Source organism: Zhihengliuella salsuginis, from assembly GCF_014651715.1.
Lineage (GTDB): Bacteria > Actinomycetota > Actinomycetes > Actinomycetales > Micrococcaceae > Zhihengliuella > Zhihengliuella salsuginis.
Genome location: NZ_BMXK01000013.1, coordinates 46,870 through 67,949, shown reverse-complemented (window position 1 = coordinate 67,949; position 21,080 = coordinate 46,870). Strand labels below are relative to the sequence as shown.

Below are 21,080 nucleotides of genomic sequence, written 5' to 3'. Positions count from 1 at the left end.
CCCTCCCGATTCTTCGTTCCGCTCCGGTGGTGAGTCCATGCCACTACTCTATGAAGTGCCACCCACATTTTGGCTCGTACGAAAGTACCTCCTCGAGTACTTTCTTCTCGCCGACCTCAGGGCGGGCATCGCGGCGACGACGCCCGGAATGAGACGCCTACGGGACCTGGTACTCGCTGTCGCGGGCGTCGGTGATGAGCATGTGCCCGGGCGCGTGGCCGATGGCCAGCGCCGGACGCGACTCCATCACCGCCGCCTGCGGCGTGACGCCGCAGGCCCAGAACACCGGGAGGTGCCCCTCCGGGATCTCGACGGCGTCGCCGAAGTCCGGCCGCGCGAGGTCCTCGATGCCGATCTCGGCCGGGTTGCCGACGTGGACCGGCGCACCGTGGACGGCCGGATAGCGCGAGGTGATGCGGACCGCGTCCGCGACCCGGGACGCCGGGATCGGCCGCATCGACACGACCATGGGCCCGGACATCGACCCCGCGGGGGCGCTGCGGATGCTCGTGCGGTACATCGGCACGTTCACCCCCTGCTCGAGGTGCGCCATGGCAATGCCGCCGTCCATGAGCGCCGTCTCGAAGGTGAAGGAGCAGCCGACGATGAACGTCACCAGATCCTCGCGCCAGTAGCCGGTGATGTCGGCCGGCTCGGCGACCCGGACGCCGTTCTCGTACACGGTGTACGCAGGGACGTCCGTGCGGATGTCACCGCCCGCGAGCAGCGGGCCGCTGGTCTCGCCGGCGTCGAGCACGCCGAGCACGGGGCAGGACTTCGGATTGCGCTGGGCGAAGAGCAGGACGTCGAACGCCTGCTCCTTCGGGACGATGATCAGGTTCGCCTGCGTGTAGCCGCGGGAGAAGCCGGAGGTCGGGACGCTCAGCCCCGCGCGGAAGCGCTCTCGCGCCTCGCGGGGGCCCAGTCCGGCGGCCTCGCGCCGGTCGATACCGTGGTCTCGGTGCCCCATGATCACGCCCAGAGCGCGGCCAGGCCGGCGAGCGAGTTCCAGCCGAGGTACACCGTCAGCAGCCACGTGACGGCGCCGATGACGAGCAGCCACTTGGGGTATTCGTACCCCTGGAGCAGGTCGCGGCGCCGCCAGGCGACCCACAAGAGGACGCCGAAGCCGACCGGCAGGATCAGGCCGTTGAACGCGCCGGCGAAGATCAGCAGTGTCTGCGGCGCCTGCCCCAGCAGCAGGAAGGCCGTCAGGCAGACCAGGATGAACGCGATGGTGACGAGGTTGCGGGTGCGGACGGCCGTCGTCGAACGGGTGACGAACGAGACCGACGTGTAGGCCGCTCCGATCACGGAGGTCAGCGCAGCGGACCAGAGGATGACGCCGAAGAGGCGCATGCCGATCTCGCCGGCGGCGGCTCCGAATGCCTCGGCCGCCATGTTGTCGCTGGTCAGCGCCACACCGCCGGCGACGACGCCGAAGATCGCGAGGAACAGCAGGATGCGCATGATGCCGGTGACGATGATGCTCAGCACCGAGCTGCGGCTGACCTCCTTGACGTGCTCGGGGCCGGAGGTGCCGGTGTCGATCATGCGGTGCGCGCCGGCGTACGTGATGTAGCCGCCGACCGTTCCGCCGATGAGCGTGGTGATCGTCAGGAAGTCGACCTCGGCCGGCATGACGGTGTTCTTGAGCGCCTCGCCGACCGGGGGCGCGGCGACGATCGCAACGTAGAGCATCAGCAGGATCATCATGGCGCCGAGGAGCACGACGATGCGGTCCAGCGCCATGCCCGCGCGCTTGGAGACGAAGATGAGGATCGCGATGACGGCGGAGATCGCGCCGCCGATCTTGGGGTCGAGCCCCAGCATGGCGTTCATGCCGAGGCCCGCGCCGGCGATGTTGCCGATGTTGAAGACCATGCCGCCGAGGAAGACGAGCCCGGCGAGGAACCAGCCGACGCCCGGGAGGACCTTGTTGCCGAGCTCCTGGGCGCGCATGCCGGAGACGCCGATGACGCGCCACACGTTCAGCTGCACGGCGATGTCGACGACGATCGAGATCATGATCGCGAACGCGAAGGCGGCGCCGAGCTGGACGGTGAAGACGGTGGTCTGGGTGATGAATCCGGGCCCGATCGCGCTGGTGGCCATGAGGAACATGGCCCCCAGGAGGGCGGTGCGGCGGGCGGCGGGACTCAACTGGGCTTTCGGCGCGGGCGCAGTCGTCATGATGGGCCTTCCGGTGGTGGTGCGGGTGCGAGTGCGGATGCGGACTGAAAGTGATGGTGGCCACATCGCGTTGTTGCATGGGACTCTACTGGTTGTTCAACAATCTGCGCAAGAGGTTGTTGAACAATTTCGGAATACGCGCTGCGGTCGCGCCTCGGCCCGCACCGGGCGACCCGAACCCCGGGCAGGACGGATCGACCCGGAAACCGGCCTCCGGAGATGAATCGGCCCCTCGTGCCGCAAACCTCGTATGGCTAGGCTGGCACTGGAGGGCGGACCCCGCCCACGCACCGACCCGGAGGAGCAACCATGCGGATAGCCGTCATGCAGGCCTCGGCCTCGACCCCGCGCGCCGGAGGTGCCGGTGACGATGCCGTCGCCCGCAACCTCGCGCAGATCGCCGCCGCCGCCGAACGCGCCGCCGCGGACGGGGTGGAACTGCTCGTCACGCCCGAGCTCTTCACGTGCGGCTACGCGCCCGCCGCGGTGGCACCCCACCTGGGCGACGACGTCGTGCGCCGGATCGACGACGACGTCGCGGCCACCGCCCGCGCCCACCGCATCCACATCGTCTACAGCGCCCCGCGGCGCGCGGGGAACGGCTGGACGATCACCGCCGCCCTCGTGTCCCCGGCCGGCGAGCGCCTCGCGACACACACCAAGGTGCACCTCTTCGGCGACGAGGAGCAGGAGGTGTTCACCGCCGGGACGGCGGCGCCGCCCGTGGTCGACGTGAACGGCGTCGGCGTGGGCCTCCTGGTCTGCTACGACGTCGAATTCCCCGAGATGGTGCGCGCGGCGGCGACCGCCGGGGCCGACGTCGTCGCCGTGCCCACCGCCCTGACCGCCGAGTTCACCGAGGTGCAGGACATCCTGCTGCCGGCCCGGGCCCTCGAGTCGCAGGTGGCGATCGCGTACGCCAACCACGCGGGACCGGCCCCGAGCGCCGACGGCGGGATCCAGCTGGGCGGCGGCAGCATGATCCTGGGGCCCACGGGCAACCATCTCGCCGACGCGCCGCGCGTCGACTCCGGGACGGCGCCGGCCGCCCTGATCGCGGCCGATGTGAGCGCCGCGGACGCGGCCGCGGCCCGCGACCGCGTCCCCTACCTGCGCGAACTCCGCCCCGAGCTCTACCGCAGCTGGCCGGAGCGGGCCTAGCGGCCCGCGGCGCCGCCCGGCACGCCCACGTACGACGACGGCCGGTAGCGCAGCGCGATGAGCAGCTCGGCCCGGGTGCCGGCGTCGCTCAGGTCGCGCCCGATCAGCTCGCCCACCTGGGCGATCTGGCGGCGCACGCTGTTGCGGTGCAGGCCGGTCGCCTTCGCGGTCGCGTCCCACCCGCCGTGCGCGCGGAGCCACGCTTCGAGGACGTCGAGCAGCGCGGCGGCGCGGTCGGACTCGAGCCCGCCCAGCGGGCCGAACGCGTGCTCGAAGAGCAGCTCACCCGCCTGCCGGCCGAGCAGCGACGGCACCGAGACGGGGTCGCCCGAGGCCCGCAGCGTGCGTCCGGCCTCGAACGCGCGGGCGCGCAGCACGGCGAGCCGCCGGTGCTCCTCGGGCAGCTCCGGCACCTCGACGGGATCCGAGACGGCGAGCCGCCAGCCGAGCGCCTCGACCTCGTTCACGACCGCCGGCTCGACGTTCAGGCGGGTGATGGCGGTGAAGCCGAAGTCGGTCAGCTCCACCAGCTTGGTGTCGAAAATGCGCCGCCACTGCAGGATCGCGCCCGACCGGTCGCGGCGGGCGGTCGGGCCGGGCCGCCCGTCCGCACGGAACCCGTGCACCACCCGCAGGCGGGACCCGCTCGGTGCCGACGCGCTCTGCGCCGCCAGGTCCACGACCTCGCGCCGCTCGGCGGCCCCGGGATGATCCGGTCGCAGGAGCAGGCCCGTCGCCAGCTGGCTCGGCGCGAGCGCCCCCTCCGTGCGCTGCCGCAGCAGCGCCTCCAGCAGGCCGACCGCCGTCCCGACCACCGACTGCCCGGCGGCATCGAGGGGCGCCTCGGCCCCGAGCACGAGGGCCCCGAGGGTCTCGTCGCGCGCACCGCGCAACGGGTGCGCCACGATCCACCCGCCGCCCTCCGGCGCCAGCTGACGGGTCTCGACGCGCGGCCCCCGCCCCGCGAAGAGGCGGCCGACGACGTCGTCGAGCACCTCCTGCGCGGGCACGCCGACCCGCGACTTGGCGGCGACGGCCCGAGCGCGCGTGCGGCGGTTCGCCCCCACCACCAGTGCCCAGCCGGGCACGGTCCGCATCAGCGCCTCCAGCAGGTCGGCCTCGGGCCGGGGCGCCAGGGCGGCCCGCATCAGGCGCCGGTTCCCCTCCGCCATCTGGCGCATGACACGCACGTTCTCGGCCTCCAGGAGGCGTGCGAACTGCAGGCCGAGCGCGGCGAACGGAATCTCGGCCGGCGCCGACACGAGAGTCAGCCGGTGCCGGCGGCAGGCCGCGAGGAGGGCCGCGGGGACCTCGTCGAAGTAGGGGTCCAGCCCGAAGACGAGCGCCGAGACGCTGACCCTCGTCAGCCGCTCCACGTACCGGTCGACGGCGTCGGGCGCTCCCCCGTCGCCCACGAACGGCAGCCCCGCCGTGAGGACCACCTCGTGCTCGAGCAGGTACGGGGTCGGGTCCTCCAGCTCGCTCGGCTCGGCCCAGCGGACGGCGATCGGCGGGCCGCCGTCGGCACCCGCGTCGTACACCCTCCGGGTCCCCTCGGGCAGACCCGACAGGAAGCGTTCCAGCGGGACGCTCGCGAGGCCGCCGCCGTCCGCCTCGGTGCCCACAGTTGGTGCGAATAGACTCATAAAGGCACATCCTAGGATAGAACCGCCCATTCTGTAAGCCAGCTCACATGCGACGCTGGGGTGCGAACGGACGAGGTTCCCACCCGCTGGAAAAGGACTCACCATGATCGACACCCACGCGTCAGCGCCGCCGCGCGAACCCTTGGCGCGACAGCTGGCCCGCCGCAAACCCATCGAGCAGATGGTCGCCGGCGCCGGTACCGACGGCACCGCGAACAGCGGCCGGCTCAAACGCTCGCTGGGCATGTGGCAGCTGACCATGATCAGCGTCGGCGCCACGCTCGGCACCGGCATCTTCGTCGTCCTCGGCTCCTCGGTGCCGATGGCCGGCCCCGCCGTCTGGATCTCCTTCCTGATCGCCGGCGTCGCCGCGCTGCTCTCCGCCGTGTCCTACGCGGAGATGGCCGGCGCCGTGCCGGTCTCCGGATCCAGCTACTCCTACACGTACGCGACCATGGGCGAGGGCCTGGCCTGGGTCTGCGGCTGGTGCCTGGTCCTCGAGTACGGCGTCTCCGTCGCCGCCGTGGCCGTCGGCTCCGCCGAGTACGTCAACGAGACGCTGAGCATCTTCGGCCTCGGCCTGCCCGCGGCGCTGTCCGCCCCGCCCGGCGGGGCCGACGGCTCCATGATCAACCTGCCCGCGATCATCCTGGTCCTGCTCGCGATGCTCCTGCTGATCCGCGGCATCTCCGAGGCCGCCTGGGTCAACACCGTCATGGTGGTCATCAAGATCGGCGTGCTGCTGCTGTTCATCGGCATCGCCTTCTCCGCCTTCCAGGCCGCCCACTACGAGACCCTGCTGCCGATGGGCGCAGCCGGCATGTCGGCCGCCGCCTCCCGCCTGTTCTTCTCCTACATCGGCTTCGACGCCGCCTCCACGGCCGGCGAGGAGGCCAAGGACCCCCAGCGCGACCTGCCGCGGGCCATCATCGCCTCCATGGCGATCGTGACGGGCCTCTACATCCTCGTCGCCATCGCCGCGGTCGGCGCCCGCGAATGGAGCTGGTTCGACGGCACCGAGGCGGCCCTGTTGGTCATCCTGCAGGAGCTGACCGGCGCCAAGTGGATCTCGCTGATCTTCGCGGTCGGCGCCGTCGTCGCCATCGCCTCCGTGGTCCTCACGGTGCTCTACGGGCAGACCCGCATCCTGATGACCATGGCCCGCGACGGCATGGTCCCGCGCATCCTGGGCCGCGTGTCCAAGCGCACAGGCACCCCGGCCGCCGGCACACTCATCTGCGGCAGCGTCATCGCCGTCATCGCCGGCCTGATCCCGCTGGGCCAGCTCGCGGACGCCACGAGCATCGGCACCTTGTTCGCGTTCATGCTGGTCAACCTGTCGGTCATCTACCTCCGCCGCAGCCGCCCTGACATGAAGCGCACGTTCCGGGTGCCGTTCTTCCCGGTGGTCCCGCTCCTCGGCGCGGGCATGTGCGTCTACCTCATGGTCAACCTGGGGCTCACGACCTGGTGGGTCTTCCTCGCCTGGATGGTCGTCGGCGCCCTCGTCTACCTGGGCTACGGGCGCCGCCACTCGGTGGCGAGCCTCGCCGCCCGCACCGGCGCCGGCCAGCCCGACCCCCGCGCCTGATCTCCCGAACACCCCCGACCTCCCGAAGGAACCGACCCATGTCGACCCCGTACGCCAGCACACCGGCCCTCACCGGCGAGGACCTCGCCGCCGCGCAGGACCTGCCCCCTGTCACCATGCTGAACCCGGACTTCCCCTTCAGCTACGACCACTACCTGCAGCACCCGGCCGGGCTCGGGTCGGTCCCGACCGAGCAGTACGGGACCGAGGTCGCCGTCGTCGGCGCGGGGCTGTCCGGCCTCGTCGCCGCGTACGAGCTCATGAAGCTCGGCCTCAAGCCCGTCCTCTACGAGGGAGGCCACATCGGCGGCCGCCTGAAGACGGCCGCGTTCGACGGCGCCCCGGGCGTCACGGTGGACCTGGGCGGCATGCGCTTCCCGGTCTCCGGCAAGTCGTTCTACCACTACGTCGAGATGCTGGGTCTGGAGACCGAGGACTTCCCGAACCCGCTGTCCCCGGCCTCCCCCAGCACCGTGATCGAGCTCGCCGGCGTCAAGCACTACGCCGAGACGGACGCGGACCTGCCGGCGTTCTTCCACGAGGTCTCCGACGCGTGGAGCGCGGCGCTGGCGGAGCACGCGATGTTCGCGGAGATGCAGGTGGCGCTGCGGTCCCGCGACGTGCCGCGCATCAAGGAGATCTGGAACGCCATGATCCCCACCTTCGACGAGCAGACGTTCTACGGCTTCATCGCGGCGAGCCGCTCCTTCAAGGAGGCCGGATTCGAGCACCGCGAGGCGTTCGGCCAGGTCGGCTTCGGCTCGGGCGGCTGGGACACCGACTTCCCGAACTCGATCCTCGAGATCCTGCGCATCGTCTACACCAACGCGGACGACGAGCACCGCGGCATCGTCGGCGGCGCCCAGAAACTGCCCGAGGCCCTCTGGAACCACGCCCCGGACGACCTGGAGTTCTGGCCGGCCGGCACGTCGCTCGCGAGCCTGCACCACGGCAGCACGCGCGGCGCCGTCGCCAGCATCTCCCGCGGCCCGGCGACGGACGAGCGCCCCGAGGGCGACCTGCAGATCACGGACAAGTGGGGCCACACGGCCAGCTACGCGACCGCCGTCGTCACGTGCCAGACCTGGCTGCTCTCCACGCGCATCCACACGGAGGAGACCCTCTTCGCCCCGGGCATGTGGACGGCGATCGAGCGCAACCACTACATGCAGTCCTCGAAGACGTTCGTCATGGTGGACCGCCCGTTCTGGAAGGAGCGCGACCCGCAGACCGGCCGCGACACCCTCTCGATGACGCTCACGGACCGGCTGCCCCGCGCCACCTACCTGCTCGACAACGGGCCGGACCAGCCCGCAGTGATCCTCCTGTCCTACACGTGGAACGACGACGCCCTGAAGTGGCTCTCGCTCGACGCCGACGAGCGCGTGCGCCTCATGCTGCACTCGCTGGCGCAGATCTACCCCGACGTCGACATCGCCTCGCACATCGTCGGCGAGCCGATCACCGTGTCCTGGGAGGCGGACCCGAACTTCATGGGCGCGTTCAAGGCCAACCTGCCGGGCCACTACCGCTACCAGCAGCGCCTTTTCACGCATTTCAAGCAGGACGAGCTTCCCGCCCACCAGCGCGGCATCTTCCTCGCCGGCGACGACGTGTCCTTCACCGCCGGCTGGGCCGAAGGCGCGGTGACCACGGGCTTGAACGCCGTGTGGGGCGTCGTGGACCACCTGGGCGGCACCAGCCACCCGGAGAACCCGGGCCCGGGCGAGGCGATCGACGAGATCGGCCCCATGCCGCTTGACTAGGCAGGACACCCCGCGGAGCGTCATCTGCGACGCGAAGTGGATCCGGACAGCGGCGTCTACTAGCTTCGGACTTTAGACCCACTGTCCGGGCGCCGGCGCCGGCGCCCACGCCCGGGAGGAATGCTGATGAACGACACCGCCCACGTCCCCACGGTCCGCACTGCCGCAGGCTCGTCCGGCGCCACAAGCCGCCGGAACCTGCTGGCCGGCGTCGGCGCTCTGGCGGCGCTTTCCGGCCTGGCCGCCTGCGCGCCGGCGGCAGCGCCGGAGAGCACCCCGACGCCGAGCACGCCCGTGCCGGGCACGCCGGAGGAGGCCCTGGAGCGGCTCAAGACGGGCAACGAGCGCTTCGCCGCCAGCGCGGCGAAGCACCCGAACCAGGGAGCGGATGCACGCGCCGGCACGGCCGAACATCAGGCCCCCTGGGCACTCGTCCACGGCTGCGTCGATTCGCGTGTCGCCCCCGAGCTCGTCTTCGACCAGGGGATCGGCGACATCTTCACCACGCGGACCGCAGGCGCCGTCCTCGACGACACCCTCGTCGGAAGCATGGAGTTCGCGGCCGGCAGCCCCTACGAGGTCCCGGTGCTCGTCATCCTCGGGCACACGGGCTGCGGCGCGGTCACGGCCACGGTCGAGGCGGTGGCCGCCGCGCCCGACAACCCCCGGGCGCCCGGAGAAGTCGCAGATATCGTCGACGAGATCGCACCCGTCGTCCGCGCCGCCGATCCGGTCGAGGACCAGAAGGCGTTCATCGACGCCGTCGTGGCCGCGAACACCCTCGCCGTCGCGGAGGCGCTGGTCGAGCGGTCGCAGATCATCCGCGACGCCGTCGAGGCGGGCCGCACGCGCGTGATCGCCGCCGTCTACGACCTCGATACCGGGCTGGTGGACTGGGAACCGCGCCGGAGCTGACCCGGTCCTAGCGACCCGACGAGCCGCCGTCGCGCTCGATCAGGTCGTCGACGTCCTCGCCCTGCCATTCGTCGGGCCGCCCGTTGAGGTGCTCGCGCCCCTCGGGGACGCCCGGCCGCTGGGCGTTGAGGTCCCGCGGCAGCAGGGAGAAGCCCTGCCAGTGCATCTCCATCGGCGACTGGTCCTCGTCGCGCGGCACGTGGTGGAATCCGACGGCCACCCAGGAGACGACGTCGGCCAGCTCCTCCTCCTGCCCTTCCTCCACGAAGTCGAGGACACCACGGCCGTAGTCGGCCGGGTTGTAGGTGGCGAAATACCTGTCCGTGGTCACGTGGATCTGAACCGGCAGCCCCACGCCGGGCAGGAAGTCCCGTAGGCACTCGCGCCGGTGCTCGAGACGGACCGGCGCGCGCCGACCCGCGGCTAGAGTCCCAGCTCGGGGCCGAGCGAGTACGCCAGCGTCAGCGAGACGGCGTTGTTGAAGAAGTGGAGCACGTACGCGTACGCCAGCGACTTGCCCGTGAAGACGTAGGCGAGGCTGATCGCCACGCCGAGCACCAGGTACGGGATCGCGGAGACCGGGTCGAACGTGCCCGAGCCGATGAAGTGCAGGCCCGCGAACGCGACCACCGAGACGGGCACGCAGATCCACACCGGCACCTTGCGGCTCATCTTGCCGATCAGCAGGTGCCGGAACACGTACTCCTCCACGAGCGGCCCCATCACGACGGCGGTGGCGAACATGGTCGCGAACGGCACGTCGCGCGTCATGGCCTCGATCGCGAGCTGGTTCTCGCTCTTGGTCGGGTCCGCACCCGAGGCGACGAGGATGCCCGTCGTCGTCAGGATCGACGCGAGCCACAGCCCGGGGACGAGCCCGAACTTCGCCCACGGGTTGTGCACGAAGGTGCCGAAGGTGCGGAACAGGTGGGGCGCCGCGACGACCATGGCGGCGCTGAACAGGACGGCATAGGAGATCAGGTTCACCGAGAACATCGCCTGGTTCTCGGTGGGGAACAGGCCCATGTAGGCGGGGACGAGCAGCAGCAGACCGGCCACGCCCAGTCCCAGCAGGAGCCCGTAGAGCACCAGCACCACCGCATCCGCGCGCCGGAAGGGGCCGGCGTCGTACACCGGCTGCCTGGCCTTCGGCGGCAACGGGTACGGCGGGGGCGGGGTGGTGGCGTTGTGCATACGGGCCACGATAGACCGCGTGGCCTACACGGCCGGAATCGAGTCGGTGACCGCGTCCGGATCCTCGGCCGGGCCGGCGAACTGGCTCTGGTACAGCCGGTAATAGGCCCCCTGGCCCTCGATGAGCTCCTCGTGGTTGCCCTGCTCCACGATGCGGCCCGCCTCCATCACCAGAATCGTGTCGGCGTCGCGGATCGTGGAGAGGCGGTGGGCGATCACGAACGACGTCCGATCGGTGCGCAACGCGTTCATCGCCTGCTGAACGAGCACCTCCGTGCGGGTGTCCACGGAGGACGTCGCCTCGTCGAGGATCAGCAGCGAGGGATTCGCGAGGAAGGCCCGGGCGATCGTGATGAGCTGGCGTTCACCGGCGGAGACGTTGGTCCCGCCGTCGTCGATCACGGTGTCGTAGCCGTCCGGCAGGGCGCGGACGAAGCGGTCGACGTAGGTCGCGTCCGCCGCCGCGTACACCTCCTCGTCGGTGGCGTCGAGGCGCCCGTAGCGGATGTTGTCCATGATGGACCCGTTGAACAGCCATGCATCCTGCAGGACCATGCCCGCCTTGGAACGCAGCTCGGACCGCGACAGGTCGGTGATGTCGACGCCGTCGAGGGTGATCCGGCCGGAGTCGAGCTCGTAGAACCGCATGACCAGGTTGACCAGCGTGGTCTTGCCGGCCCCGGTCGGGCCCACGATCGCCACCGTGTGGCCGGGGTCCGCATCGAAGGACAGGTCCTCGATGAGGGAGGTCTCGGCGGAGTACGAGAAGGACACGTGGTGGAACTCGACGTGTCCGTCCGCGCGTTCCGGCAGGTGCGCGTCGGCCGTCTCCGGGTCCTGTTCGTCGGCATCGAGCAGCTCGAACGTGCGCTCGGCCGAGGCCACGCCGGACTGCAGCTGGTTCGCCATGCCGGCGATCTGGCCCAGCGGCTGCGTGAACTCGCGCGAGTACTGGATGAACGCCGTCGCGTCGCCCAGACTCATCTGCCCGGAGGCGACGCGCAGGCCGCCGACGACGGCGATGCCCACGTAGGCGAGGTAGGAGATGAAGTTCATGACCGGGAAGATGGTCCCGGACATGAACTGCGCCCCGAAGGACGCCTTGTAGAGGTCCTCGTTCTTGGCATCGAACTGCTTGAGCGCATCGTCCTCGCGACCGAAGACCTTCATCAGATCATGGCCGGAGAACGCCTCCTCGATCTGCCCGTTGAGCGTGCCCGTCGCCTTCCACTGGTGCTTGAAGAGCTTCTGCGAACGCACGCCGATGATGCCGGCGGCGACCGCGGAGAGCGGCAGGGCGACCAGCGCGATGAGGGCGAGCTGCCACGACACCACGAACATCATGATGACGATGCCGATCACGGTCAGCGCGGACTGCACCAGCTGCGCGAAGGCCTGCTGCAGGGCGGTCTGGATGTTGTCGACGTCGTTCGTCACGCGGGAGAGCACGTCGCCGCGCTGGCGCGTGTCGAAGTAGTTCAGCGGGAGCCGGTTGAGCTTGTCCTCGACCGCCTTGCGCAGGTTGTAGACGACCCGCATGACGAGCTTGTTCAGCAGGTAGCCCTGCCCCCACATGAACGCGTTGGCGACGAAGTACATGGCGAGCACGATCGCGATGATCAGGCCGAGCTGCTGGAAGTCGACCCCGGCACCGGGGACGAGCTCCATGCCGGAGATCATCTCGGCGAGATCGTCCTGGCCGTCGGCCCGCAGGCCGGCGACCATCTGGTCCTGGGGGACCCCCTCGGGCATCTGTGCACCCACGAACCCGGCGAAGATGACGTCCATCGCCATGCCGAGGATCTTGGGCGCGATCACGTTCAGCACGACGGCGACCGCCACGAAGCCGAACACGACCGACAGCAGCACCTTCTCGGGCGCCAGCAGGGACAGCAGGCGCTTGGCCGAGGGCCAGAAGTGCTGGGCTTTGCGGGGCGGGGCCATGTCGCCGAAGCCGTCGTCCAGCTTCATGTTGAGCTCGTCCTCGGTCAGCTCGACCTCGGGCTCCTGCTCCTTCTTGGTCTTGAACGCCATCTAGGCCACCTCCTCCGCTGCCATCTGCGATTCCACGATCTGCTGGTAGGTCTCGTTGCCCTCGAGCAGCTGCTCATGGGTGCCGCGGCCGATGATCTCGCCGTCGTCGAGCACGAGGATCTGGTCGGCCTCCGTGATGGTGGCGACGCGCTGGGCGACCAGGATGATCGTCGCGTCGGCGATGTTCTCGGCCAGGGCCGTGCGCAGGTTGGCGTCGGTCGTGACGTCGAGCGCGGAGAACGAGTCGTCGAACAGGTAGACGGACGGACGGGCCACGAGCGCGCGGGCGATGCAGAGCCGCTGGCGCTGTCCGCCGGAGACGTTCGTGCCGCCCTGGGAGATGGGCATGTCGAGGGCGCCGTCCGTGTCGCGGACGAAGTCGGCGGCCTGGGCGATCGCGAGGGCGTCCCACAACTCCGCGTCGCTCGCCTCGTCCTTGCCGTAGCGGAGGTTCGAGGCGACCGTCCCGGAGAACAGGTAGGGCTTCTGGGGAACGGCGACCGCGGCCTTCGACAGGGTGTTCCGGTCGAGCGCCTGGACGTTCACGCCGTCGATCAGCACCTCGCCGCCGCCGGCGTCGTACAGGCGCGGGATGAGGTTCAGCAGGGTCGATTTGCCGGCGCCGGTGGAGCCGATGATGGCCGTCGTCTTGCCCGGCTCGGCCGTGAAGGAGAGTCCCTTGAGCACGGGCTCCTCGGCGCCCGGGTACCCGAAGGTGACGTTCTTGAACTCGACCTTCCCGCGGGGCGCACCGTCCTCGCCGGTGGGCAGCTCGGGGCCGGCCGCGGGTTCGTGCAGCGACGGTTCGACGTCGAGTACCTCGGAGATGCGGTCCGCGCACACCATGGCCCGCGGAACCATCATGGCCATGAACGTGCCCATCATGACGGCCATGAGGATCTGCAGCAGGTACTGCAGGAACGCGGTGAGCGCGCCCGGCTGCATCTCGCCGGCGTCGACGCGCTGGCCGCCGAACCACATCACGGCGGCCGTGGCCAGGTGCAGGATGAGGCCGATCACGGGGAACATGAGGACGAACAGCTGGCCGACCTTCACGCCCGTTTCCGTCAGCTTCTCGTTGGCCTCGCGGAAGCGCTCGGTCTCGTAGGGCTCGCGGACGAACGCCCGGATGACCCGGATGCCCGTGATCTGCTCGCGGAGCACCGAATTGATGCCGTCGATCCGGTCCTGCATGGTGCGGAAGAGCGGCATCAGCTTCACCACGAGGAAGCCGACGACGACGAGGAGGATCGGCACGGACACCCACACGAGCCAGGACAGCCCCGCGTCCTCCTGGAGCGCCATGATGACGCCGCCGACGCACATGATCGGGGCGGTCACCATGAAGTTCAGGCCCATCAGTGCGAGCATCTGGACCTGCTGGACGTCGTTGGTGCCGCGCGTGATCAGCGTCGGCGCACCGAACTGGTTGACCTCGCGGGCGGAGAAGCCGGCGACCGAATGGAAGACGGACCGGCGGATGTCGCGGCCGATCGCCATGGAGGTGCGGGCGCCGAAGTAGACGGCGCCGACGGCGGTGACCACCTGGATCAGGGCGACGGCGAGCATGACGCCGCCGGTGCTCCAGATGTAGTCGATGTCCCCGTTGACCACGCCCTCGTCGATGATGCTCGCATTGAGGCTGGGCAGGTACAGCGTGGCCATCGTGGTGGCGAGCTGGAGGAGGAGAACAGCGGCGATCCACCATTTGTACGGTTTGGAATACTGCGCGAACAGACGCAAGAGCATGGGGGCGGTGATCCTTTGCGGGGCACCCCGAACGCCGGCTGCGAACGAGGCAGAATGCACCCTACTCCCCGCCACCCGCAAATAGATCCGCCTCAGGGATGATTCCGACCCTGAAAGTCGTCATTCCGTGAATGGCATCAGGAGCCGCAGACGGGCGGGGCGACCGCGCGGACTAGAGCTCCCTCGCAGCGTCGATGACGTCCTGGGGCGCCGGGGTCCCCTCGGACTCGTGCGCGCGGAGGACGCGGACGGCGCGCTCGTGCTTGAGCTTTTCGATGGGGTTCAGGTGCGGCTGCACGTCCGCCGGCCCGAAGAACGTGTAGCCCACATATTTGGACCACCACCGGAATCGGTAGCCTGGACTCAGCCCGGTGGTGTCCCGGACGATGGGTCGTTTCTGGTCGTCGTTCATCGCACCCCCGTGATTCACGTCACACAAGGAGAACGGTCGCGTGGCCGTACTTATTCCGCGCAGGTCGGGTGCCGGCGGGCGGTGCCACTCTCAGCGCACCGCACGGGTGACCCGGGGCCGGGGCGGCAGCGGCGCGAATCGCCACTAGACTCGCCGCCTCCGTCCCGCCCCCGGGAATCTAGAGGGCCCTCAGGCCTCCCCGCGGCGGATGAGCTCCCCGCGAGGCGTCTCGAAGTCCACCGGCTCGCCGCGCACCCAGGCGCCGGCGACGACGCCGGTGAGCTCGCGCCCGTCGTAGGGGGTCACCGGGTTGCGGTGGTGCAGGTGTGCGGCGTCGACCCGCAGCGCGGTCTCCGGCTCGAAGACCGCGAAGTCGGCGTCGGCGCCGACGGCGATCCGCCCCTTGCGCTCCAGCCCCACGAGGCGCGACGTGTTGGTCGCCATCCAGTCGACGACACGCTCGAGCGCGATGCCGCGCCGCTTCGCCTCGTCCCAGATGAGCGAGAGCCCCAGTTGCAGGGAGGACACGCCGCCCCAGGCCTCGCCGAAGTCTCCGCCGCCGGCGAGCTTGAGCTCCACGGTCGACGGCGAGTGGTCGGAGACGATGCAGTCGATCGTCCCGTCGAGCAGCGCCTCCCAGAGCAGGTCGCGGTTGGCGCGCTCGCGGATCGGCGGGCAGCACTTGTAGGCGGTGGCGCCGTCCGGGATCGCCTCGGCCTCCAGCGTCAGGTAGTGCGGGCAGGTCTCCACGGTGATCCGGACGCCGTTGGCCTTCGCGGCGCGGATCGCGTCCAGGGCGTCCGACGACGACAGGTGCAGGATGTGCGCCCGCGCGCCGGTGCGCCGGGCGGCCTCGATGACGGCCTGGATGGCCGCGTTCTCCGCGGCCCGGGGGCGCGAGGCGAGGAATCCGGCGTAGCCGGGGCCGGCCGGGACGGGCGCCGACTCGATGGTCGTCGCGTCCTCGGCGTGCACGATCATGAGCGAGTCGAACTCCGCCAGCTCACCCATGTCCGCCTCCATCGCCTCCGGCGTCAGCGGCGCGAACTCGTCCACGCCCGAGTGCAGCAGAAAGCACTTGAAGCCGAACACGCCGGCGTCGTGCAGCGGCTTCAGGTCGGACTCGTTGCCGGGCACGGCCCCGCCCCAGAAGCCGACGTCGATGTGCGCCTTGGCGGCCGCGACGGCCTGCTTCTCCTCGAGCGCGGCGACGTCGACGGTCGGCGGGATGGAGTTCAGCGGCATGTCGATCAGGGTGGTCACGCCGCCGGCGGCGGCCGCGCGGGTCGCCGAGTCGAACCCCTCCCACTCGGTGCGTCCCGGCTCGTTCACGTGCACGTGCGTGTCGACCAGTCCCGGCAGCAGCACCTGCTGGTCGCCGAGCTCCACGGTCCGGGCGCCTTCCAGCGGCTCGTCGTAGGGCACGACGGCGGCCACACGGCCATCCCTGACGCCCACCTGGCGGGGGGCGGTGGTGCCGTCGACGAGGACGCGGGGCCCGCGCAGCACGAGGTCGTAGGCGACGGACTCCGCCGCGGTGGTGGTGCCGGGTGCGTTCTCGGCGCTGGTGGTGGTCATGGCGTGAGCTCCTTCGCTCGTCTCGGTGAGCCGATGGTACCGCCGCCTCCGGCGGGGCGCTCGGCGAGGTGCTGTGCGATCTCGCGCCCGGCACGCCGGGCGAGGCCGGCGGCGTCGCGCATGCAGACCGCCGGGTCGGGTTCGTAGTCGGTCAGGGCCACCACGGAGGCGAACCCGGCGGCGGCGCGGGCGCCGTCGTCCAGCAGGCTGCGCCCGCAGACCGCGTGGGCGGGCACGCCCGCGTCGGTTGCGGCGGCGGCCACCCCGGCCGGCGTCTTGCCGCCGAGCGTCTGCTCGTCGAGGCTGCCCTCCCCCGTGATGGCGGCGTCCGCACCGGCGAGCGCCGCGTCGAGGCCCACGAGCTCGGCCACGACCTGGAAGCCGCTGCGGCGGCGCGCCCCGAGCAGGGCGAGGGCCGCGAAGCCGACGCCGCCGGCCGCGCCGGCCCCGGGCTGACCGGCGAGGCCGGAGCAGTCGGCGCCGGCGACCCGGTCGAGGACCTCGACGAACCGCGCGAGGGCCGCGTCGAGCTGGGAGACCTGCGCCGGCGTCGCACCCTTCTGGGGCCCGAACACGGCGGCCGCCCCGCGGACGCCGAGCAGCGGGTTGTCGACGTCGGCGGCGAGGGTGAAGCGGGTGGTGACCAGGCGCGGGTCGAGTCCGGACAGGTCCACGCAGGCCAGCCGCGCCAGGGAGGCGCCGCCGTCGGGCAGCCCCGCCCCGGACTCGTCCAGCAGGCGGGCGCCGAGCCCGACCAGCAGGCCGGCGCCGCCGTCGGTCGAGGCGCTGCCGCCGAGCCCGAGCACGATCTCGCGCGCCCCGGCGTCGAGGGCGGCGCGGATCGCGTCGCCGGTGCCGCGGCTCGTCGCGCCCAGCGGGTCGGGACCGCCCGGCAGTGCGTCGAGTCCGGACGCGGAGGCCAGCTCGACCACGGCCGTGCTCCCCCGCAGCGCGAACGCCGCCTGGTGATCGGCGCCCGTGGGCCCGGCGACCGCGGCCGTGCGCAGCTCGAAGCCCGCCGCCACGGCCGCGGCGACCGTCCCCTCCCCGCCGTCGGCGACGGGGACTTCGACGATCTCGGCGTCGGCGAGGACGTCGCGCACGCCGGCGGCGATCGCGTCGGCCGCCTGGGCGCCCGTGAGCGAGCCCTTGAACTTGTCGGGTGCCACCACCACCTTCATGGCGGCCCTAGACTCCCGCGCCCGCCGGCTCCGCCGCGCGAGCGGTGGCCAGGGGGGTCAGCGCGGTCGGCGCGTCCTCGGGGGTCGCGGCCAGCTCCTCGAACTCGTTGACCGCGCCCAGCGAGGCGCCCATGGAGATGTTGGTGACGCGCTCCAGGATCACCTCGACCACCACGGGCACCTGGTGCTCGGCGGCCAGGCGGCCGGCCTCGGCGAACGCGTCGCCGAGGCGCTCCGGGTCCTCGACGCGGACGGCCTTGCAGCCCAGGCCCTCGGCGACCTTGACGTGGTCGACGCCGTAGCCGTTCGTCTCCGGGGAGTTGATGTTCTCGAAGCCCAGGGACACGTGGTAATCCATGTCGAACCCGCGCTGCGCCTGGCGAATCAGGCCCAGGTAGGAGTTGTTCACCACCACGTGGATGTACGGGAGCTTGAACTGCGCGCCGACGGCGAGCTCCTCGATCATGAACTGGAAGTCGTAGTCGCCGGAGAGGGCGACGACGCGCTCCCCCGGCTTGCCGCGGACGACGCCGAGCGCGGCCGGGCCGGTCCAGCCCAGGGGGCCGGCCTGACCGGCGTTGATCCACCGGCGCGGGCCGAAGACGTGCAGCATCTGCGCCCCGGCGATCTGCGAGAGGCCGATCGTGGAGACGTACGTGGTGTCCTGGCCGAACGCCGCGTTCATCTCCTGGTAGACGCGCTGCGGCTTGACCGGGATGTTGGCGAAGTTCGTCTTGCGGTGGCCGGTCCCCTTGCGGGCGGTGCACTCGTCCGCCCAGGCGGAGTAGTCGGGGAGCGTCGCGGCCGCCTTGCGGGCACGGGCCGCGGCGATCAGCTGCTCGAGGGCGGCGCCGGCGTCGGAGGTGATGCCCAGGTCCGGGCTGAACACGCGCCCGATCTGCGTCGCCTCGATGTCGATGTGGACGAACGTGCGCCCGTCCCGGTACGTGTCGAGGTCGCCGGTGTGGCGGTTGGCCCAGCGGTTGCCGAGCCCCAGGACGAAGTCGGAGGCCAGGAAGGTCTCGTTGCCGTACCGGGTGTGCGTCTGGATGCCGATCATGCCGGCCTGCAGGCGGTGGTCGTCGGGGATCGCGCCCCAGCCCATGAGCGTGGGCGAGACCGGGATGTTCAGCAGCTCGGCCAGCTCGACCAGCTGCTCGGAGGCCTCGGCGTTGATGACGCCGCCGCCGGCGATGATCAGCGGGTTCTCGGAGGCGACGAGCAGGTCCAGGACCTTCTCGGCCTGGGCGCGCGTGGCGGCCGGGCGGTCCGCGGGCAGCGGCTCGTAGGCGTCGATGTCGAACTCGATCTCGGCCATCTGCACGTTGATCGGCAGGTCCAGCAGCACGGGGCCCGGGCGGGCCGAGCGCATGATCTGGAAGGCCTTCGCGAACGTGCCCGGCACCTGGCCCGGCTCGAGGATCGTGGAGGCGAACTTGGTGACCGGCTTGGCGATCGACTCGATGTCGACGGCCTGGAAGTCCTCCTTGTGCAGCACGTGCGTCGGCGCCTGGCCGGTGATGCACAGCATCGGGATCGAGTCGGCGATCGCGGCGTAGAGGCCGGTGATCATGTCCGTGCCGGCCGGCCCGGAGGTGCCGATGCAGATGCCGATCCCGCCGGTCGCCCGGGAGTAGCCGTCGGCGGCGTGGGAGGCGCCCTCGACGTGGCGGTGCAGGGTGTGGCGGATGCCGCCGTGGGCCTTCATCGCCGAGTACAGGGGGTTGATGGCGGCGCCGGGCAGGCCGAAGGCCTCCGTGGCGCCTTCCTTCTCGAGGATCAACGCGATCGCGTCGACCGTGCGCATGCGGGTCATGATTGCTCCTTCGAAGTCATGGTGGGGCGGGGATCCGCCCGTGGCCGTCAGGCCGAGGTGGGTGCGGTGGACTCCGCGGCCTGCTCGGCGCCGCTGAGGCGCTCCACGCCGCGGAACAGGCCCGAGTGGTCCAGGCCGCCGTCGCCCGTGGCGACGGTCGAGGCGACGAGCTGCGCGACGAGCCCGCCGAGCGGGAGCACGACGCCGGCCTCGCGGGCCGCCGCGGTCACGATGCCCATGTCCTTGTGGTGCAGGGCCAGGCGGAAGCCGGGGGCGAAGTCGCGGTCCAGCATCTTCTGCCCCTTCTGGTCCAGCACCTTCGAGCCGGCGAGGCCGCCGCCGAGGACCTCCAGCGCGGCGGTGGTGTCGACGCCGTAGGCCTCGAGGAAGGACACGCCCTCGGCCAGGGCCTGGATGTTGGCGGCCACGATGAGCTGGTTGGCGGCCTTGACGGTCTGGCCGGATCCGGCCGGTCCGACGTGCACGATGGTCTTGCCGACGGCGGCGAAGACGTCCGCTGCGGCGTCGAAATCGGCGGCGTCGCCGCCGACCATGATCGACAGGGCGCCGGCGACCGCACCGGCCTCGCCGCCGGAGACCGGGGCGTCGAGGGCGCGCAGCCCCGCGGCCCGCGCCTCCTCGGCGAGGGTGACGGCGACGTCGGGACGGATCGTGGAGTTGTCGATCCAGAGCGCGCCCTCCTTCGCCTGGGCGAAGGCGCCGTTCTCCCCCGTCACGACGCCCTCGACGTCCGGGGAGTCGGGAACCATCGTGATGATGACGTCGGCGTCGGCCACGGCCTCGCCGATGGTGCCGGCCGCGGTGCCGCCGGCGGCGACGAGGTCCGCCGTCTTCTGCGGGCTGCGGTTGTAGCCGGCGACGGAGAATCCGGCGGAGACGAGGTTCTTGGCCATGGGAAGGCCCATGATGCCGAGTCCGATGAAGGCGATTTTCTGCTGTGCCATGGTGGGTTCTCCTCAGTGGGGTTTCGGTGGAGGTGCTCTACGTCGTCGGTTCAGGCGGGCTGGCGGATGAGCCACGCGAAGGCGTCGTCGCGGGCCGCCTTGTACTCGAGGCCGACGGGGCCCGTGTAGCCGAGCTCGCGGGACCGGGTGACCCACTCGCCGAGCGGCAGCCCGCCCGTGCCGGGTGCGCCGCGGCCGGGGTTGTCGGCGATCTGGATGTGGCCGAAGTTCGCGGCGTGCGCCTCGATGACGGCGGCGACGTCGTCCCCGTTGACCGCCAGGTGGTAGAAGTCGGCCAGGAGCTTCACGTTCCCGGCGCCGGCCGCCGCGACGCGGTCGATGACGCCGAGCGCGTCGGCGGCGGTCTTCAGCGGGTAGGCGGGAGTTCCGGAGACCGGCTCGAGGAGGACCGTCCCGTCGATCCGCTCGACGCCCTTCGCGGCGGCGACGAGGTTCTCCACGGCCAGCTCGTCCTGCGCGGCCGGGGTCGAGGACTCCAGCCGGTTGCCGTAGAGGGCGTTGAAGTGGCGGCAGCCCGTGGCCTGGCCGATTCCGGCGACGACATCGACGTTGTCGCGGAACTCGGCCTCGCGGCCGGTCCAGGAGACCAGGCCGCGGTCGCCGGCCGGCATGTCGCCGGCGAGGAAGTTCAGCCCGGTCAGGGCCACGCCGGCGTCGTCCAGGGCGGCGACGAAGCGGTCGACGTCGGCATCGGCCGGCACGGCCTCCGCGAACGGCCACCAGAACTCCACCTTGTCGAAGCCGGCGGCCTTGGCGGCGGCCGGGCGCTCGAGCAGCGGCAGTTCCGTCAGGAGAATCGAGCAGTTCACTGTGTAGGACATCGGGTCCTCCTCGTCGATAGTTTCCACAATCTGGAAG

General features: G+C 71.2%; 17 protein-coding genes. 4 read left to right on the top strand and 13 right to left on the bottom strand.

Features of this window, described 5'->3' with window-relative positions:
- Window positions 1–157 precede the first annotated feature (157 nt).
- Together IE069_RS14155 and IE069_RS14150 are read right to left on the bottom strand one after the other, a co-directional pair.
- Entirely contained in the window at window positions 158–970 is an 813-nt protein-coding gene (locus tag IE069_RS14155; protein WP_189351248.1) for a putative hydro-lyase, read from the bottom strand.
- Window positions 971–972: 2 nt separating this feature from the next.
- Window positions 973–2,193 (bottom strand): NRAMP family divalent metal transporter, encoded by a 1,221-nt coding sequence (locus IE069_RS14150; protein WP_189351246.1) that lies wholly within the window; start codon window positions 2,191–2,193, stop codon window positions 973–975.
- A 309-nt stretch (window positions 2,194–2,502) separates the two neighbouring features.
- On the opposite strand from IE069_RS14150, the gene IE069_RS14145 reads away from it, so the two are divergent.
- Window positions 2,503–3,354 carry a nitrilase-related carbon-nitrogen hydrolase gene (locus tag IE069_RS14145; protein WP_189351244.1) on the top strand — a complete coding sequence of 284 codons (852 nt, stop codon included), beginning with the start codon at window positions 2,503–2,505 and terminating at the stop codon, window positions 3,352–3,354.
- Here the strand turns inward: IE069_RS14145 and IE069_RS14140 are convergent.
- On the bottom strand, window positions 3,351–5,000 hold the full coding sequence (locus IE069_RS14140; RefSeq protein WP_189351242.1) for a PucR family transcriptional regulator: 1,650 nt from the start codon (window positions 4,998–5,000) through the stop codon (window positions 3,351–3,353). The genes IE069_RS14145 and IE069_RS14140 overlap by 4 nt on opposite strands.
- Before the next feature lie 103 nt (window positions 5,001–5,103).
- Here IE069_RS14140 and IE069_RS14135 point away from each other — a divergent pair, with 103 nt between their 5' ends.
- The 3 genes from IE069_RS14135 to IE069_RS14125 all read left to right on the top strand — a co-directional run bounded on the left by IE069_RS14135 (window position 5,104) and on the right by IE069_RS14125 (window position 9,272).
- Window positions 5,104–6,591 (top strand): APC family permease, encoded by a 1,488-nt coding sequence (locus tag IE069_RS14135; RefSeq protein WP_229791175.1) that lies wholly within the window; start codon window positions 5,104–5,106, stop codon window positions 6,589–6,591.
- A gap of 116 nt (window positions 6,592–6,707) precedes the next feature.
- Entirely contained in the window at window positions 6,708–8,357 is a 1,650-nt protein-coding gene (locus tag IE069_RS14130) for a flavin monoamine oxidase family protein (RefSeq protein ID WP_189351254.1), read from the top strand.
- A gap of 126 nt (window positions 8,358–8,483) precedes the next feature.
- Window positions 8,484–9,272 (top strand): carbonic anhydrase, encoded by a 789-nt coding sequence (locus IE069_RS14125; protein WP_189351240.1) that lies wholly within the window; start codon window positions 8,484–8,486, stop codon window positions 9,270–9,272.
- 7 nt (window positions 9,273–9,279) lie between these two features.
- Here IE069_RS14125 and IE069_RS14120 read toward each other — a convergent pair whose 3' ends face one another.
- From IE069_RS14120 to IE069_RS14075, 10 genes are all read right to left on the bottom strand, one after another.
- Window positions 9,280–9,627 carry a copper amine oxidase gene (locus IE069_RS14120; protein WP_229791174.1) on the bottom strand — a complete coding sequence of 116 codons (348 nt, stop codon included), beginning with the start codon at window positions 9,625–9,627 and terminating at the stop codon, window positions 9,280–9,282.
- A 68-nt stretch (window positions 9,628–9,695) separates the two neighbouring features.
- Window positions 9,696–10,466, bottom strand: coding sequence for a CPBP family intramembrane glutamic endopeptidase (locus IE069_RS14115; RefSeq protein ID WP_189351239.1), 771 nt, complete (start codon window positions 10,464–10,466; stop codon window positions 9,696–9,698).
- 24 nt (window positions 10,467–10,490) lie between these two features.
- Entirely contained in the window at window positions 10,491–12,500 is a 2,010-nt protein-coding gene (locus tag IE069_RS14110; protein ID WP_189351237.1) for an ABC transporter ATP-binding protein, read from the bottom strand.
- Window positions 12,501–14,249, bottom strand: a complete 1,749-nt coding sequence (locus IE069_RS14105; RefSeq protein WP_189351235.1) for an ABC transporter ATP-binding protein — start codon at window positions 14,247–14,249, stop codon at window positions 12,501–12,503.
- 172 nt (window positions 14,250–14,421) lie between these two features.
- Window positions 14,422–14,661 carry a hypothetical protein gene (locus IE069_RS14100; protein WP_189351234.1) on the bottom strand — a complete coding sequence of 80 codons (240 nt, stop codon included), beginning with the start codon at window positions 14,659–14,661 and terminating at the stop codon, window positions 14,422–14,424.
- Window positions 14,662–14,850: 189 nt separating this feature from the next.
- Window positions 14,851–16,239 carry an allantoinase AllB gene (allB, locus tag IE069_RS14095; protein ID WP_189351232.1) on the bottom strand — a complete coding sequence of 463 codons (1,389 nt, stop codon included), beginning with the start codon at window positions 16,237–16,239 and terminating at the stop codon, window positions 14,851–14,853.
- On the bottom strand, window positions 16,236–17,420 hold the full coding sequence (locus IE069_RS14090; protein WP_189351230.1) for a glycerate kinase: 1,185 nt from the start codon (window positions 17,418–17,420) through the stop codon (window positions 16,236–16,238). Before IE069_RS14090 ends, allB begins: the two co-directional genes overlap by 4 nt.
- 7 nt (window positions 17,421–17,427) lie before the next feature.
- Entirely contained in the window at window positions 17,428–19,236 is a 1,809-nt protein-coding gene (gene gcl, locus IE069_RS14085; protein WP_189351229.1) for a glyoxylate carboligase, read from the bottom strand.
- A 47-nt stretch (window positions 19,237–19,283) separates the two neighbouring features.
- Entirely contained in the window at window positions 19,284–20,201 is a 918-nt protein-coding gene (locus tag IE069_RS14080; protein ID WP_189351227.1) for a 2-hydroxy-3-oxopropionate reductase, read from the bottom strand.
- A 50-nt stretch (window positions 20,202–20,251) separates the two neighbouring features.
- On the bottom strand, window positions 20,252–21,043 hold the full coding sequence (locus IE069_RS14075) for a hydroxypyruvate isomerase family protein (protein WP_189351226.1): 792 nt from the start codon (window positions 21,041–21,043) through the stop codon (window positions 20,252–20,254).
- Window positions 21,044–21,080 lie beyond the last annotated feature (37 nt).